Genomic DNA, 15,117 nt, shown 5'->3' with positions numbered 1-15,117 from the left:
TCCGCTCCTAATTTCACATTTTATTATGTGTCAGAAGAAAAGCAGCAACTTACACAGTTGCTGCTTTCTCTTGTTCTTGTTCATGATCCATTTTTTGAATTTCAACACGTTTAATTTGATAAGCATCTTTTTCTAACACTTTAAATTCATAGCCTTCTGCTTCAACGTATTGTCCTTCTTCGATTTCATGATTTTGCATCATAATCCATCCACCGATTGTATCCACATCGTCTTCTTCAATGTGTAATCCAAACAAATCTTTTACTTCTGATATAAGCACTTTTCCATCAACAATTTTATGATATTCGTTCACATGTTGAATTGGTGGTGCTTCATCTTCATCATATTCATCACGAATTTCGCCGACGATTTCCTCCAATATATCTTCAAGCGTTACAATTCCAGCTGTTCCTCCGTACTCATCATATAAAACAGCCATTGGAATTCGCTTCTTCTGCATTTGCAGTAATAAATCATGAATTGGAGTCGTTTCCATAACTTCAATAATCGGACGCATATACGTGCGAATCGATGATAAATCTTCTTGATCGTTGTTCATATATCGAATAAAGAAATCTTTTACGTTGACCATACCGATAATATCATCTTTATCTTCTCCAAAAATCGGATAACGTGTGTATCGTTCATTTTGGATTACTTTCATGTGTTCTTCTACTGAATCTTCAAGATAGAAACCAACGATTTCTGTACGAGGTACCATTATCTCTTTCGCGATGCGATTATCAAATTCAAAGATATTATTTACATACTTGTATTCAGCTTGATTAATTTCGCCACTTTCATAGCTATCTGAAAGAATAAGACGTAATTCTTCTTCTGTATGAGCTACTTCATGTTCAGAAGCTGGTTTCAAACCGAATAAACCAGTTATAACACGAGCTGAACCGTTCAATACCCAAATAAATGGATACATGATTTTATAGAACATCATTAACGGAGTTGCCAATAACAACGTTACTTTTTCAGCCTTTTGAATTGCCAGCGTTTTCGGAGCTAATTCCCCTACTACAACGTGTAAATATGTCATTAGCATAAAAGCAAGACCAAAAGTTAATACTGATGAGATGGAAGGATTTATGTTCCATTTCTCAAATAACGGGTGTAATAACTTTTCGATTGTCGGTTCACCTAACCAACCTAATCCCATCGCTGTAACTGTAATACCTAATTGACAAGCAGATAAATATTCATCTAAATTTGTTGTTACCTTTTTCGCTGCTAACGCACCGCGTTTCCCTTCCGCAACAAGCTGATCAATACGACTTGAACGTACTTTTACAATCGCAAACTCTGCTGCTACGAAAAATCCAGTAAATGCGATTAAAATCGCAACCATGACTAAATTAAATATTTCCAATGAATCCCCTTAGTTAAAAAACTAAGGTGTCCACCTCCTGTATACTATAATGTTTTCTTATTTGTTCGTTAGAAAACATAGCCCGATACAAAAATTAAAGAGGTCGGATTTCACTTATCCTATAATAATAGAGCAAGCGTTTGTATTAAAGCTGTCGTTTGACCAGATAAAGATTTCGATATTTTTTCACGTTGTGAATCAGTCAATTCATCTAAAAGCGGCTTTAACTCCGTTAACTCTGCTTCTAATCGATGAATATGGTCTGTCACTTCATTCACTTGTTTCGAAACGTGTTCATTGATACCGAGCAGCTTTTTCTTCTCCTCGATTCTCTCTTTAATCTCACAAAGCGGCATATGCATTTCTTTGCACTTCTCAATAAATTGTAATGTCTCAAATGCTGTTTCGTCGTAATAGCGATAATTAGATTGAGATCGCTCCGCTTTTAAGATTCCTAGATTCGTATAATAATCAATCGTTCGTTTCGACACGTGAGCCATGAGAGCCAACTGTCCGATTCGATACACCTTCCCAACGATCTTCCCCCCCTTGTTTATATTACTACCATCATACAATACATAAACTGTACAGTCAAACGTGACGGTTTATCATTCATAATTTATACAAAATTTATCGTCTCATCTTATACAATCTAATCTATTAATTTAATTGTATAATAAAATACTTAAATTCAAAAAACCAAAACGAACGAAATATAACTATGAAATTTCCCGTTCCTTTCTAATTTAAGTACATATCATAATAACATCGATATCAAATTCTTTTTATAATTAGGAGGAAAAAATGAAAGCTGTTATTCTTGCAGGTGGATACGGAACAAGGATTGGGGAAGAAACTCATTTAAAACCAAAACCTATGATTGAAATTGGAACAAAGCCTATTCTATGGCACATTATGAGTTTGTATAGTCATTACGGCATTACTGAGTTTATTATTTGCTTAGGCTATAAAGGATATGCAATTAAAGAATTCTTTCTAAATTACAACTTACACATGTCCGATTTCACGATACATTTAAGCGACAATACAATTACTAACCATTCTCATCGTATAGAACCATGGACAATTACACTGATTGATACCGGTCTAAATACCGAAACAGGTGGACGAGTTAAGAAAATACAAAATTTCGTCGGGGACGAACCTTTCTACCTCACTTATGGCGATGGATTAAGTAATATAAATATAAAAGAACTCATGGCATTTCATAAAAAACACAGCAAAATAGCTACTGTTACTGCCGTACAACCTCCAGGCAGATTTGGTTCTCTCGTATTAGATAAACAGTCTGTAACATCCTTTCAAGAGAAACCACTCGGGGATGGCGGATGGGTTAACGGTGGATTTTTCGTTTTAAATCCTGATATTTTCAATTACATTAGTGGAGATAAGTCTGTTTTTGAAACAGACACTTTAGTTCAGTTAGTAAACAAAAACGAATTGGCCGCATATCAACATACTGGTTTTTGGCATCCAATGGATACATTGCGCGATAAAAATAAATTAGTCGAGCTATGGGAAAGTAATAACGCTCCGTGGAAGGTTTGGTAATATGGCTTCATCATCTTTTTGGAATAAGAAAAAAGTATTTATTACAGGACATACTGGCTTTAAAGGCTCATGGCTTACCCTTTTTTTAACTTCATTAGGTGCAGAAGTAGTTGGCTATTCTTCTCACCCCCCATCCACCCCTAACCTTTTTGAACAATGTAACGTATCAAAAGAGTGCATAACAATTAAAGGCGATATTACAGATTACGATTCTTTATTCCATGCCCTGAAACAACATAACCCTGACATACTATTTCATTTAGCAGCTCAGCCAATCGTCACCGCTTCATACAAAAATCCTATCGAAACATTTAAAACGAATGTTTTAGGTACTGTTCACGTATTAGAAGCGGCAAAACATATAGAAAGTATACGTGGCATTATTAATGTTACAAGTGATAAATGCTATGAAAATGATGGGAGCGGTAACCGGGCATTCGTGGAAACTGACCGACTAGGAGGTTTTGACCCTTATAGTGCTAGTAAAGCTTGCGCTGAACTAGTTGCAACATCATATCAAAAATCATTCTTCCACACTAACACTCTGAAACTTGCCTCAGTAAGAGCAGGTAACGTCATCGGCGGTGGTGATTGGGCAGAAGACCGATTATTCCCGGATATAATCCGTGCATATTTACAAGATAATACATTAAATATTAGAAACAAAAACGCTATTCGCCCATGGCAACACGTATTAGATCCTTTACATGGCTATATTCTTTTAGCTGAGAAGCTTTGGAAAAACCCCGAATATGCAGCAGCGTGGAATTTCGGTCCGATGAATGAACTTAACAGAACAGTTCATGATGTCATTCAATCTATAATAAAATTATGGAATCAACCACTAACAATACTTTTCCCTCATACAAATACTCTTTATGAATCACCTATTTTAACACTTGATAGTACAAAAGCAATAAATAAACTCGGTTGGACTCCTAAATTATCAACAGATCATTCTATCGCTTGGACTGTTGATTGGTACAAAAAATATGCATCTGGTGAAAATATGGAATCTTTCACGCGACAACAAATCGATGCATTCAAAAATTTATAAGGGGGCTATAAAATGGAACAGAAAAAATGCCGTTTTTGCCATTCATTACTCACAAATACTTTTTTAGATTTAGGCGTTTCTCCTCTCGCTAACTCATTTGTAGCTCCAGAACACTCATATAAAATGGAGCCATTTTATCCGCTGCACACGTTTGTTTGTAACTCTTGTTTACTTGTACAATTAGATGAATTTGAATCTCCGTACAATATTTTTCATGACTATTTATACTTTAGCTCTTATTCCTCCAGTTGGCTACTACACGCTAAGCAATATGTAGAAATGGCGATTAAGCGTTTCAACTTAACAAACCATTCGAAAGTGATTGAAATCGCAAGTAACGACGGGTACTTATTACAATACTTTCAAAAAGAAAATATCAAAACGTTAGGAATTGAACCAGCAAAAAATGTAGCAGAAATCGCTATCCAAAAAGGAATTCCTACTGAAGTGGATTTTTTCAGCAATAACTTAGCAAAAAAGTTACCACAAGCTGATTTAATCGTCGCAAATAACGTATTAGCACATGTTCCAAACTTGCATGATTTTGTTGCCGGTTTAAAAACATTATTAAAACACGATGGCACGATAACAATTGAATTCCCGCACTTATTAAACCTCATATCCTTTAAACAGTTTGACACGATCTATCATGAGCATTTCTCCTACTTCTCACTTATAAGTCTTCAAAAAGTTTTAGCTCATCATCATTTACAAATTGTCGATGTAGAAGAACTTGCAACGCACGGTGGTTCATTGCGTATTTTTGTAAACCATCACAGTGACTCATCCACTATCCATTCCAGTGTTACAAATATAATCCAAAAAGAAGTAGATCATGGGCTAGATACATTAGATTGCTATCTCCTTTTTTCTGAACGCATAGAACAATTGAAAATAAGTATTTTAAAGTTTTTTATCGAAGCAAAAGCTTTAAACAAACAAATTATCGGTTACGGCGCTCCTGCTAAAGGAAACACCCTTTTAAATTATTGCGGGATAGGAAAAGAGTTTCTAAATTATACAGTAGATAAAAACCCTCACAAACAAAATCTCCTTCTACCAGGAACCCGCATCCCAATACAATCTCCTGAAGAAATAAAACGTACAAAACCTGATTATATTCTCATACTTCCTTGGAATTTGAAAGACGAAATTATGAAAGAATGCTCTTTCATTCGTGAATGGGGCGGCAAATTTTTAGTAACGATTCCAGAAGTTGAGGTGATTGAGCCATGAAAAAAATCCTTGTAACAGGCGGTAGTGGATGGATTGGTAAATATGTTGTAAATTCTCTTATACAAAAGGGCTATGAAGTGCACGCCACCTACAATACAAATAAGCCTTCTCACCTTTCTTGCCATTGGCATAAAGTAAACTTACTTTGCGATGAAGAAGTAAAAAAACTCATTTACGACATGAAGCCTAGTCATCTCATTCATTTAGCTTGGGAAGCAGTGCCACCAGCGTGTTATGTATCTATTAATAATTACTATTGGCTTACATCCAGTATCTCATTAATTCAACACTTCACAACATGCGGCGGAAAGCGAGTCATCGTTGCCGGTACTGGCGCAGAATATGAATGGTTTAACGGCGTATTATTTGAAGATTCACCGCTTCTTTCCTATAAAACCCCGTATTCATTATGTAAAAACGCACTACATTACTGGCTACAATCATACGCTGGGCAAACCGGCCTCAGCATGTGTTGGAGCCGCATTTTTCATATGTATGGCCCTCACGAACAAGGGAATCGACTCGTTTCTAACATTATCACGTCCTTATTAAAAAATGAGGAAGCACTATGTACACATGGAAAACAATTAAGAGATTTCCTCCATGTGAGTGACGTCGCTGATGCTCTCGTAACAGTATTAGAACGCAATGTTACAGGCACAATCAATATCGCTTCTGGTCAATCTGTACAAATTAAAGAATTAGCTTCTATCATTGCTAAAAAGATAGGAAAAGAAAATTTAATTAAACTAGGTGCGATTCCTTTCTCTAAAGATGAACCTTTATTCGTCGGTGTTAATGTAGAACGTTTAAAAACTGAAGTAAACTGGAAACCGACGTACAATCTAAATACTGGAATCGAAGAAACAATTTTATGGTGGGAATCATTTATAAAAAAGCATAACGATACGCAGTACTAAAACGTAAATCCTTCGTCCCTCTCGCTAATTCCTTATACCATTCTTCTAATCTTTCAGGTGTAATAATGTGATGTGTCCCCATTCCTGCATGCTTACTACCTTCAGAAAGAGTCGGACCAATTTGTAATTTCCTCTTCCTCATCGCATCGTTCCACGGACTAAATCCAAACCATGCAATACAAGCAAGAGGTGGGTAATTCATAAATTCATGTGCAGTTAAATGCCTTCCAACAGTGTAGCTTCCATGTTCATTATTATGAATGAATCTACCTCTTCTCCATAATCTCCAATCTTCCGGTAAGTAACCGTGAAATCGTTGTTTCATTAAAGGTATTCCAAAGTTAAGTTCCGGATAATTATAGTTAAGATCATCGACCATAATAAGCCCTTCCAGCCAATACATCCTCTCTCCCAATTCATTTAGTGATTTCCAAAACTGATTTTTATCTTGCACACAAAGAAACTCAGTCGTATTTAAAATCATTTTCCAACCTTCTACTTCTTGTTCCACCCTCATCACTTCATGGTCTGTCGCTAATGCATCAAACTCTGGATTTGTAGAATCTCGCACTTCCCAATGCGGTGCGAATTTTTTGCAAATTTCGACTGAACGATCTGTAGAACCTTTATTAATTAAAATACCATGATCAAACAGTTTCGTATGATGCATAAGCCACCACGGTAATAAATACTCTTCATTGTAAAAATGAGAAATAACGGTTGTAGTTATAATAATCTCCTCCTCTTTCTCTATTAATCTACTTTTTCATCCTACTCTTAATATACTTATCAGTTATGTAATTGGTTTCTTTTATTTTTAAAATATGTTTTTCTACCATATACTATGCTTTCTTCGACAACCACCATTTTCTAAAGAATCAACTCCGTACAATTAACATCCCAATAAACTGAAAATTAAGTTATAATATCATTATAAAATTATGGAGGAGGAATGCGCTCATGTACTACAACACTTCATTCGAAAACGATCAACCTGTAGTCCGTCTATAATCTAAGACGGGCATTCATATAACAAGTGCACTATGCCTCGTCTTAGGGAATAAATCATAACCCTAAAAATAGACGGAGGTAATTCAAATGAAACAAACAATTTTAGGAGCTATATGTTTATCTCTAGCAGCAAGTATTTGGGGCGGTATGTACGTCGTTAGTAAATACGTACTCGACTTTATCCCGCCACTTACACTCGTTTGGCTACGTTTTATTATCGCTTTTGTTGTTTTATATGTGATTTTGAAAATAACTGAAAAAAAGCAAAAGAAAAAAGTACCCATCCACAAAAAAGATTGGCTATTATTTACTTGGATTGGATTCATCGGGTATTTCATTTCAATCACATGTCAATTTATCGGAACGAAATTATCCGATGCTCATACAGGCTCCTTAGTGACATCAGCTACACCTGCATTTATGGTTATATTTGCAGCGTTCATTTTAAAAGAGAAACTAACTACTCGTAGACTTTTATCAACTATAATAGCGACAATCGGTGTCATTATCGTTATCGGATGGGATATTGAAATCGGCTCCTATTTTATCGGTACAATCATTTTAGTTGGAGCTGCTATTACGTGGGCTTTACTATCCATTTATGTAAAAATCGCTTCCGCTCGATTTTCATCTTTAATTATTACAACGTACGCAATATTCTTTTCATTCTTTTTCATTACACCTTTTATGGTATGGGAACTCCAATCAAGTCCTATTGAACATATAAACATGTACGTATTATTAGGCGTACTCTATTTAGGAATTGTCTCAACCGCAGGTGCATTTTTTCTTTGGAATAAAGGGTTAGAATTAATGGATGCTAGCATTGGCTCATTATTTTTCTTCTTTCAACCTATCGTCGGTTCAATACTTGGCTGGCTCCTATTAAATGAGACGTTAAGTAGTAACTTTTTCATTGGTGGTATCCTTATTATATGTAGCGTTATAATTACTACTTTTGAAAAGAGAACGTAGTATAAAAAACAGGCAGAGACTTAGTCTCTGCCTGTTCGCATAATTGGGTCTTGGTCGTGAAAACCAATGCAAATTGGTATATTACTTTGCAAACCACTACGTGCATTGATAAAACTACACACTGTTCTTGCGATTAAATATAAAGTAATACCTACAGCCTTTTTATTTGAATCAAAGCCATTTTCACCATAAATATCAGCTAACTCTCCTAAAGATGGTCCTTCTATTTCATCCGTCCAATCACTGGCCCAATCATCATCCTCTACTTCAAGAAACATGTAATCGTCACAAACATATAACTGACTATCCCACTCATTATCAAGGTCATATTCAAAATAAATTGCCTTCGCTTCTTCACTTTCAGCGACTTTTAATGCTTCTTTCAAACCTATCCTCATACTTTCCTTGTATGAATCTAATGGAATCAATTTAACGCGCTCCGCATCCTCACTTGACGCTAGTGTGCTACAAATATCATAATACTTCGATTCTATTTGAGATACTGATAACGAAAATACGTCTTCCTGCATTTCCTCTAAATACTGAAACATATCCAAACTATTTCACTCCATACTCTTTACGCAGGCCAATGTGCTGGACGAGACAACACTTTCGGTAATTTCGTATGTTTGTCCCCTTTCGCCGCATTAATTTGGACTTGCGTAAGAAAAATACTATTCGTAAAATCTGCCCCTCTAATATCTGCATCACGCAAATCTGCTCCAATGAGATCCGCTCCGCGTAAGTCTGTACCATTAAGGTTAGCCGCAATTAAATACGCCCCTCTTAAATTGGCTCCTTGTAAATCTCTCTTTTTTAGATTCGCTCCCATTAGGTCAGCCCCTCGGTGACTGATCCTTTTCTTACTTTTAGAATTCATTTCCTTCCAGACTAGTTCACTCGTTTCCAGAAGGAGAACATTCACTTCCGCTCGGTGTAATGGCACATTTACTTCCATTAACTCATCTGGACTTAAATTAGAAAGACGCTCTGTCTCTTCAATTGCTTCCTTCAGCTCTTTATGAATTGTCTGCGTCGACTTTAATAGAATAGCCTCATTCAAATACCACAGCATTTCATGAAGCTGATGCATAACCGGAAAAGCATCATACATTTCTCTCGCATGCTCGGCATCTTTCCGCCAATCAATTCCTTTAAACGTAACTTGAGAAATCTTTTGCCCAGCACCGAAACATTCAAATACTGTACAACCTTTATACCCTTTTTCTCTAAGATCTCTATGTATACTACATTTATAATCTGATTGTAAATTTGTACAAGGTTTACCACCATCTTTATTCACCGCAAAATCTACTGATGCTGCAAACGGTAATGCTACACAACATAAACCAAAACATTTTTCACAATCCGCTTTTAAACTATTGTGATTTGCATCCTCTTCTACATGAAAATAATCGTTATTATTAGTCAAAATATATACCCCCTGCTACCTTTCAACTATTCCATAATAATCCAACTATAGTAAATTATCAAATTTAAAATAAACGGTTATATTTCATTTCAAACAACAACATAATCCATCTATTTCTTTTCATTTAAAAAGGACACCCACTACAACATTAATTATAATTAAATTAAGAACTTTCGAATAACAAGGAGGATTACGATGGCATTAGAAATGAAAACAAACTGTCAAATTTGCGACCATTCCCTTCAGCCTGATTCTGAAGCATACATATGCGTGTATGAATGTACATTTTGTGCACCATGTACAGAGGAAAGACAAAACGTTTGCCCAAATTGTGGCGGCGAGTTAGTACGTAGACCGAAAAAGAAATAATAAAAAGGCAAAAACGAACAGGAATATGTTCATTTTTGCCTTTTTATTTAACCATTAAAATTACTTCTATTATTGATTTAAATGATTTTTAACTGCTCTTATAACCAACTCATGATCTACTTCTGGTGGTAATCCTGAGACGGTTATCATTCCAATAACCCCTACGTTTTTTATTTGGATAGGAAAACATCCACCAAACGCAGCATATTCCGAGCCATCTAAACGGTATTTTTCATGATATGGAATTCCGCTTATTTCACTTTCTATCTGCATATAATACGAACTATGATTATGCAGGGAAACGACCCGTTTTTTACGCTCAATCCATTTCGTATTTTCCTCAGTTGTCCCTGTCATCTTGAAATGAAATAATTGCACACCATTTTTGGTTATATCAACAGCAATCAACTTTCCCTCTCGCTTTGCTGTTTCAACGATATATAAGCCTAATTGCAAGGCATCTTCATTTGTAAAAGAGGAAAATTGAAGTGTTTCCTCCTCTATTAATATTTGTTTACTTATTTCACTCAAATTTGAAGTACTCATATCTTTAACCTCCCTAATTGTCTTATACCACATTGGCATTTTTTAGAATTACCAGACTCTATAGTACCGTAACGCTTGTTTTCTTCTTACTGGTGCTATTATGAATTATATTTAACACATTAAAAATGTATGTACTTTAAAGTGCTATAGATACTAAACATTTAGTACAAGAATTGTCTACTTCCTTGATTAATTAAAATATAGTAAGGTGTTTGCATTTTTACAGTGCTACAATGTCCTTGCGAAAAGATACTATATTTTACTCGTGTGAATACCGAAAAAGCCAAATTAATACACGCGAATTCATTACAAGAAATACAAAAAAGCAAAGCGCCCACGCTTTGCTTCCTACAAAATCCCTTTTAACTTTTCACAAATTAACTTCGCTAAATATTCATAACCTTGTGGTCCGAAGTGTAAACCGTCTTTTTCATCATCTTCTACAAATCTCTTATAATCCTTTTCTTGAATCATTTCAGCGTACAAATTGAGAAAATGACTTCCTGTTTCTTTCGCCACTTCCTCAACCACATTTACATATTGACCGAGTACTTCATTCGTTCTATTATGTTGCCTTGCTTCATCAACTGGTGCAGGACTAATAAGTAATACTTTTTCTGATGAAATCGCACTTACAATTTTCTCTAAATTTTCTTTGTAAGATTGTAATGGCACTGGATCAAATAACACCGAATCATTCGTACCAAAAAAAGCTGTTACAAAGTCTGGTTTATATGATACTACATCGTCTTCAATCCTATTTAACGCATCGAACGTATTATCACCTGGAACACCCGCATTAACCACTTTCCAATTTGGAAACATCTCTTGCAAAGGTGGTGTTAACCTCGGCATTCCATCAAAAAATGTTTCATCAGCTGTAATACTATCGCCAAAGCATACTAACGTTTTCATAAATCTAACTCTCCTTTTAAGTATGAAACAACTTTCCTTCTATAGCTTTCACATATCTTTCCGCAGAACGTTCAACTGCCTCATTTGCATTTTCTTTTACTACTCGGTGAAAAGCATTATATAAACGATTAAATTGTAACGGTTTCACTCGATTCGCCATTTTCTCAACTTTTCTCGCCGGTAATGGAATTAAATTGGGATAGCTGTACATGAAGCTCACCCACTGTTGATCCGCTACAACTTGTATGATATCACCTGTTAATAAAATACCTTTCCCATCATTTCCTTCTTCCCAGTGTAATACAGAACCGCCGCTAAAATGCCCTCCGAGACGATGAACAGTAATTCCATCCGCTAATGGTAAAGACTCACCAGACCAATAAATAATACGACTACTTGGACGCATAACCCACTCTTTATCGTCTTCATGTATATAAATTGGTACATCTAATATTTCTGCCCACTCTACTTGAGTTGAATAATAATGCGGATGAGATAGTGCAATCGCATCTAATCCGCCCCACTCTTTTATCTGTTCAACTGTCGTTTCATCTAAATAAGTAATACAATCCCATAGCAAACGATATGACTCTGTTTTGATTACAAACGCCGTTTGCCCGATCGCAAATTCTGGTTTTGTCGTAATACTATAAAGCCCATTTTCTTCTTCTATAATTTCATTTTTATATGTATCACTCGTTTGCAAGTTTTCTAAAGTCGTCCAAGACTGCCCTTTCGGATTAACATATTGTCTCTCCTCATCACAAATAACACAACTTACCGGTTCTTCCACACTCGCTGCATACTGTACTCCACACGTTGTACAAACGAAATTATTCATAGTTATTCCCCTATCCCTTTAATTTTTTATTAAGCTGATATTTGTTGATCGTTTTCTGCTTTTTTATTTTCAAGTGATACGCTTATAAGAGTAATAAAGTAGACAACTGTAACCGCCATAGGAATTACAATAAATCCTTTTTCCGCAAAAAGAATCCCACATACTGACGTTACTAATACAGTTCCTACTGATAAAAAACCATAACTTTTACTTTCATAAATCCATACATATGGTAAAAAATGAACACCTATTAACATCGCTACTACAAAAGGTAAGCACTCCGGAAATTGAAAATATGCAAGTAATACAAACGGGATATTCAATACATTTATCCCACCAATTACTCCAGCTAAAGTCCCTAGCGGGTTTCCTTTCGCAAACATGTCAATTTTTAATATAGCAGCTATCATTAAGCCGAAAGGAAACACACAGCCCATACCAATTAAATATACCCACACAACTTGCTTTTCTGAAAGAAGAACACCAGTTATGCTCGCTACAATCCAAAATAAAAGACCAGCTATTATAACAGGAAATCCCTTCTTCGTTTTTTGTGCTAAATCGCTTTTTGCTTCTGAAATGTTCATTTCTATATCTCCCCCAAAATATAAGTGCTATAATGTCGTCTTATTTTCGCTATCGAACATAATCTCATTCATCCAATAACGCCAAACTACTAAGTAATCTTCTAAATCTTTTGGGTGGTGTCTTATACACGTATCTATACGTAAATATAAGCCTATGACTATTTCCTCATATAAATTTCGTTCTTTTTTATGAAATACACATTGTTTTATCACATAATCAATCGTTTCTTTTGTTACATCTTCTGGAGTTGAACAGAACGCGTAAATTAAATCATATATAGGATCTCCTAGTACTGGTAATGGATCAATTACACCATACAGCTCATTCTCTTGGAATATAAAATTATGAAATCCGAAATCACCATGTAATAAAAATGGCTGATTTATTCCAGTCCCCCTATTTGGACTATTCGCTAGTTTAAGAACAATTCTATACTCTTCCTCACTTATGTAACGTCTTACATTTTCATAAGCTTTCATCACATTTGCCGTTAAAAATTCATTCCAAGATTGAACCAGACTTTCTTTCCATCCCCAGCCATCTGCACCTGGAACAATTTTATACTTATTGATAACTTCTTTTACAAGTGTAATAAGCGTACTTCGTTTATGTCCTTGTTCGTACGAAGTACTACCTTCAAGGAAAGAATACACAACATATGTATGTAAAGGTTCTTTATACAAAAGCTTTGAAAATAACGCATTCCCCTCATAAAAAGAAAGAAAATTAGCTTCTTCACGTATTACTTTCGCTTCATTCGATTTCACAACATATCTTCCATCCAACAAATATACAGTACTTGTCGTTCCTCCGCTCAACACTTTCATGCTATTTGGATAATGTGAAATAATCTTCTCATTAACTAATTGTTTAGCGATTACTGAAATGTTCATTCACTCACCCTCACGTCTGAAGATTCCTTCAATTCAAAAGACAACTTTACTATTATTTGACAATCACAAGAGAATCCCTTCTAACATCTTAATATTACAGAAACTAATTTTCATTTTATCAAAACGGCTTCCTTCAAGATTTCATCATATAATTCATTCCATTTATAATGATACGCTGCACTCTCTTCTACTCTAACAAACATCCTTTTATCGGATTCATACTCACCGTCAAACTTATGCACTTCATTAATCTCCATCCGGTAGAACGGCTGATACCCTACTTTTGGATACGGACTATTTTCATTCCAATTTGGATTATCACTATGGTCAACGATAATATATCCAAATAAAGTACATTCTCCTTTTACATAACCTTCTTCCCACGCTTCTCTTTTAAAACATTCTTCTGGTAGTTCCCCTTCTTCTATATGCCCACCAGGAAAGTCCCAACCACGCTGCTCATGGTCTATCAGTAAAACCTTATTATTATGAAAACAAAAACCGTGAACACTCGTGATTCTTTCGTATTCTGGCAATATACAATCTTTTTTCCACGTTAACCTCACTTTTGATTCCCCATAATTTGCGCATATAGTTACCATTTCCCTCACTCCAAATGCTCTTCATTTAATCTAATAATCTCTATTGCACGATCTCTTTCTTTTAACTTACGAGCCAAACTTTCTACACCAAATACTTCTGTAAATGTGTGGCTTCCTACAATTAAATTTATCCTTTTAAATTTTGCATGTTGCACCGTATATAATGTTTTTTCTCCTGTTATGTACGTATCACAACCTTTTTCTAGCGCACGCTCAATCAAATTTGTATCGTTCCCTGCACCTGTCAATATCGCAATCCGTTTCACTGGTCTGTCATGATTTTTCCAGCTCTTCACTTTCTCTTCCATTCTCTCTTCAAGTTTTTCAACTAAATTTGAAAAGGGAATCGCTTCTTTATATTCTCCTATTCCCGGTAGCTCTTCTTCCTCATACGTGGAATATTCCAGTATTGTATCAATCCCAATTTCATTAAATAACGACGTACACGTGCCAAACTTTACAAAATCTAACGGCAAATGAATCCAAAAATGATTCATTTCATATTCTTTTAATTTCTCAATACAAGCCTCTTCCATACCGAATAGAAAACTCCACGGTGCATGATGTGTCACTATCATATCGACACCATTTCTATACGCTTCTTCAATTGTTTCTAGCGTCAAATTTGTCGTGTAACCTATTTTGTGAAATTCCTCTTTACTAATGTGAGTAAAGCCATACTCGTCATCACCGTATTTATTTAGATGCTCTTCAAAAAGTGATGTAATATGTTCTTTAAACTGCGTTATATTCATTTTCATTTCTCCTTTCATTTACTTTTA

General features: G+C 35.3%; 18 protein-coding genes. 6 read left to right on the top strand and 12 right to left on the bottom strand.

The genetic code is table 11. The features are described 5' to 3' along the window. Nucleotides 1-49: 49 nt before the first annotated feature. Both ABH959_RS25150 and ABH959_RS25145 read right to left on the bottom strand, forming a co-directional pair. On the bottom strand, nucleotides 50-1,378 hold the full coding sequence (locus ABH959_RS25150; RefSeq protein WP_016091821.1) for a hemolysin family protein: 1,329 nt from the start codon (nucleotides 1,376-1,378) through the stop codon (nucleotides 50-52). Nucleotides 1,379-1,497: 119 nt separating this feature from the next. Continuing rightward, a complete protein-coding gene (locus ABH959_RS25145) occupies nucleotides 1,498-1,905 on the bottom strand; it encodes a MerR family transcriptional regulator (RefSeq protein ID WP_081338161.1) in 408 nt (135 codons plus the stop codon). A gap of 277 nt (nucleotides 1,906-2,182) precedes the next feature. On the opposite strand from ABH959_RS25145, the gene rfbF reads away from it, so the two are divergent. The 4 genes from rfbF to ABH959_RS25125 are packed head-to-tail and all read left to right on the top strand — an operon-like array spanning nucleotide 2,183 to nucleotide 6,163. After that, nucleotides 2,183-2,950 (top strand): glucose-1-phosphate cytidylyltransferase, encoded by a 768-nt coding sequence (gene rfbF / locus ABH959_RS25140; protein ID WP_113935950.1) that lies wholly within the window; start codon nucleotides 2,183-2,185, stop codon nucleotides 2,948-2,950. A 1-nt stretch (nucleotide 2,951) separates the two neighbouring features. Then, the gene (gene rfbG, locus ABH959_RS25135) at nucleotides 2,952-4,007 is read left to right on the top strand and encodes a CDP-glucose 4,6-dehydratase (RefSeq protein WP_113935951.1); all 1,056 of its coding nucleotides are present in this window, start codon (nucleotides 2,952-2,954) and stop codon (nucleotides 4,005-4,007) included. Nucleotides 4,008-4,019: 12 nt separating this feature from the next. Further along, complete coding sequence (locus ABH959_RS25130; RefSeq protein ID WP_113935952.1) at nucleotides 4,020-5,243, top strand: class I SAM-dependent methyltransferase; 1,224 nt, start codon at nucleotides 4,020-4,022, stop codon at nucleotides 5,241-5,243. Next, nucleotides 5,240-6,163 carry an NAD-dependent epimerase/dehydratase family protein gene (locus tag ABH959_RS25125; protein WP_404493331.1) on the top strand — a complete coding sequence of 308 codons (924 nt, stop codon included), beginning with the start codon at nucleotides 5,240-5,242 and terminating at the stop codon, nucleotides 6,161-6,163. The genes ABH959_RS25130 and ABH959_RS25125 overlap by 4 nt, the downstream gene beginning before the upstream one ends. Here ABH959_RS25125 and ABH959_RS25120 read toward each other — a convergent pair. Continuing rightward, nucleotides 6,132-6,917 carry a glycosyltransferase family 2 protein gene (locus tag ABH959_RS25120; protein ID WP_113935954.1) on the bottom strand — a complete coding sequence of 262 codons (786 nt, stop codon included), beginning with the start codon at nucleotides 6,915-6,917 and terminating at the stop codon, nucleotides 6,132-6,134. The two genes, ABH959_RS25125 and ABH959_RS25120, sit on opposite strands and share 32 nt — an antisense overlap. A 344-nt stretch (nucleotides 6,918-7,261) precedes the next feature. On the opposite strand from ABH959_RS25120, the gene ABH959_RS25115 reads away from it, so the two are divergent. Further along, nucleotides 7,262-8,149, top strand: a complete 888-nt coding sequence (locus ABH959_RS25115; protein WP_404493330.1) for a DMT family transporter — start codon at nucleotides 7,262-7,264, stop codon at nucleotides 8,147-8,149. Between the two features lie 20 nt (nucleotides 8,150-8,169). Here the strand turns inward: ABH959_RS25115 and ABH959_RS25110 are convergent, their stop codons facing one another. Both ABH959_RS25110 and ABH959_RS25105 read right to left on the bottom strand, forming a co-directional pair. Then, complete coding sequence (locus ABH959_RS25110) at nucleotides 8,170-8,706, bottom strand: hypothetical protein (protein ID WP_113935956.1); 537 nt, start codon at nucleotides 8,704-8,706, stop codon at nucleotides 8,170-8,172. A gap of 20 nt (nucleotides 8,707-8,726) precedes the next feature. Continuing rightward, nucleotides 8,727-9,581, bottom strand: coding sequence for a pentapeptide repeat-containing protein (locus ABH959_RS25105; protein WP_113935957.1), 855 nt, complete (start codon nucleotides 9,579-9,581; stop codon nucleotides 8,727-8,729). A 195-nt stretch (nucleotides 9,582-9,776) separates the two neighbouring features. Here ABH959_RS25105 and ABH959_RS25100 point away from each other — a divergent pair, with 195 nt between their 5' ends. Next, nucleotides 9,777-9,950 (top strand): DUF1272 domain-containing protein, encoded by a 174-nt coding sequence (locus ABH959_RS25100; RefSeq protein WP_001162783.1) that lies wholly within the window; start codon nucleotides 9,777-9,779, stop codon nucleotides 9,948-9,950. A 69-nt stretch (nucleotides 9,951-10,019) separates the two neighbouring features. On the opposite strand, the gene ABH959_RS25095 is transcribed toward ABH959_RS25100, so the two are convergent. From ABH959_RS25095 to ABH959_RS25065, 7 genes are all read right to left on the bottom strand, one after another. Continuing rightward, on the bottom strand, nucleotides 10,020-10,496 hold the full coding sequence (locus ABH959_RS25095; protein WP_002137361.1) for a heme-degrading domain-containing protein: 477 nt from the start codon (nucleotides 10,494-10,496) through the stop codon (nucleotides 10,020-10,022). A gap of 348 nt (nucleotides 10,497-10,844) precedes the next feature. Further along, nucleotides 10,845-11,411 carry an SGNH/GDSL hydrolase family protein gene (locus ABH959_RS25090; RefSeq protein WP_113935959.1) on the bottom strand — a complete coding sequence of 189 codons (567 nt, stop codon included), beginning with the start codon at nucleotides 11,409-11,411 and terminating at the stop codon, nucleotides 10,845-10,847. A gap of 16 nt (nucleotides 11,412-11,427) precedes the next feature. Beyond that, nucleotides 11,428-12,252: an MBL fold metallo-hydrolase gene (locus ABH959_RS25085; RefSeq protein WP_113935960.1), complete on the bottom strand. Its 825-nt coding sequence runs from the start codon at nucleotides 12,250-12,252 to the stop codon at nucleotides 11,428-11,430. Nucleotides 12,253-12,281: 29 nt separating this feature from the next. Then, nucleotides 12,282-12,839, bottom strand: a complete 558-nt coding sequence (locus ABH959_RS25080; RefSeq protein WP_404493329.1) for a DUF7010 family protein — start codon at nucleotides 12,837-12,839, stop codon at nucleotides 12,282-12,284. Nucleotides 12,840-12,866: 27 nt separating this feature from the next. Continuing rightward, entirely contained in the window at nucleotides 12,867-13,733 is an 867-nt protein-coding gene (locus ABH959_RS25075; RefSeq protein ID WP_113935962.1) for a phosphotransferase, read from the bottom strand. Nucleotides 13,734-13,843: 110 nt separating this feature from the next. Then, on the bottom strand, nucleotides 13,844-14,335 hold the full coding sequence (locus tag ABH959_RS25070; protein ID WP_002014049.1) for an NUDIX hydrolase: 492 nt from the start codon (nucleotides 14,333-14,335) through the stop codon (nucleotides 13,844-13,846). 5 nt (nucleotides 14,336-14,340) lie between these two features. Beyond that, nucleotides 14,341-15,090, bottom strand: coding sequence for a Nif3-like dinuclear metal center hexameric protein (locus ABH959_RS25065; RefSeq protein WP_113935963.1), 750 nt, complete (start codon nucleotides 15,088-15,090; stop codon nucleotides 14,341-14,343). Nucleotides 15,091-15,117 lie beyond the last annotated feature (27 nt).

It is taken from the genome of Bacillus sp. RC51 (assembly GCF_044908115.1).
Lineage (GTDB): Bacteria > Bacillota > Bacilli > Bacillales > Bacillaceae_G > Bacillus_A > Bacillus_A mycoides.
This window is presented reverse-complemented; position numbering and strand designations above follow the sequence as displayed.

What these genes read in the sequence shown, in the direction of transcription:
- ABH959_RS25115 (WP_404493330.1), top strand. Translation starts at nt 7,262, where the DNA reads ATGAAACAAACAATTTTAGGAGCTATATGTTTATCTCTAGCAGCAAGT.
- ABH959_RS25130 (WP_113935952.1), top strand. Translation starts at nt 4,020, where the DNA reads ATGGAACAGAAAAAATGCCGTTTTTGCCATTCATTACTCACAAATACT.
- ABH959_RS25125 (WP_404493331.1), top strand. Translation starts at nt 5,240, where the DNA reads ATGAAAAAAATCCTTGTAACAGGCGGTAGTGGATGGATTGGTAAATAT.
- ABH959_RS25070 (WP_002014049.1), bottom strand. Translation starts at nt 14,335, where the DNA reads ATGGTAACTATATGCGCAAATTATGGGGAATCAAAAGTGAGGTTAACG.
- ABH959_RS25075 (WP_113935962.1), bottom strand. Translation starts at nt 13,733, where the DNA reads ATGAACATTTCAGTAATCGCTAAACAATTAGTTAATGAGAAGATTATT.
- ABH959_RS25085 (WP_113935960.1), bottom strand. Translation starts at nt 12,252, where the DNA reads ATGAATAATTTCGTTTGTACAACGTGTGGAGTACAGTATGCAGCGAGT.
- ABH959_RS25100 (WP_001162783.1), top strand. Translation starts at nt 9,777, where the DNA reads ATGGCATTAGAAATGAAAACAAACTGTCAAATTTGCGACCATTCCCTT.
- ABH959_RS25065 (WP_113935963.1), bottom strand. Translation starts at nt 15,090, where the DNA reads ATGAATATAACGCAGTTTAAAGAACATATTACATCACTTTTTGAAGAG.
- ABH959_RS25090 (WP_113935959.1), bottom strand. Translation starts at nt 11,411, where the DNA reads ATGAAAACGTTAGTATGCTTTGGCGATAGTATTACAGCTGATGAAACA.
- rfbF (WP_113935950.1), top strand. Translation starts at nt 2,183, where the DNA reads ATGAAAGCTGTTATTCTTGCAGGTGGATACGGAACAAGGATTGGGGAA.
- ABH959_RS25080 (WP_404493329.1), bottom strand. Translation starts at nt 12,839, where the DNA reads ATGAACATTTCAGAAGCAAAAAGCGATTTAGCACAAAAAACGAAGAAG.
- rfbG (WP_113935951.1), top strand. Translation starts at nt 2,952, where the DNA reads ATGGCTTCATCATCTTTTTGGAATAAGAAAAAAGTATTTATTACAGGA.
- ABH959_RS25095 (WP_002137361.1), bottom strand. Translation starts at nt 10,496, where the DNA reads ATGAGTACTTCAAATTTGAGTGAAATAAGTAAACAAATATTAATAGAG.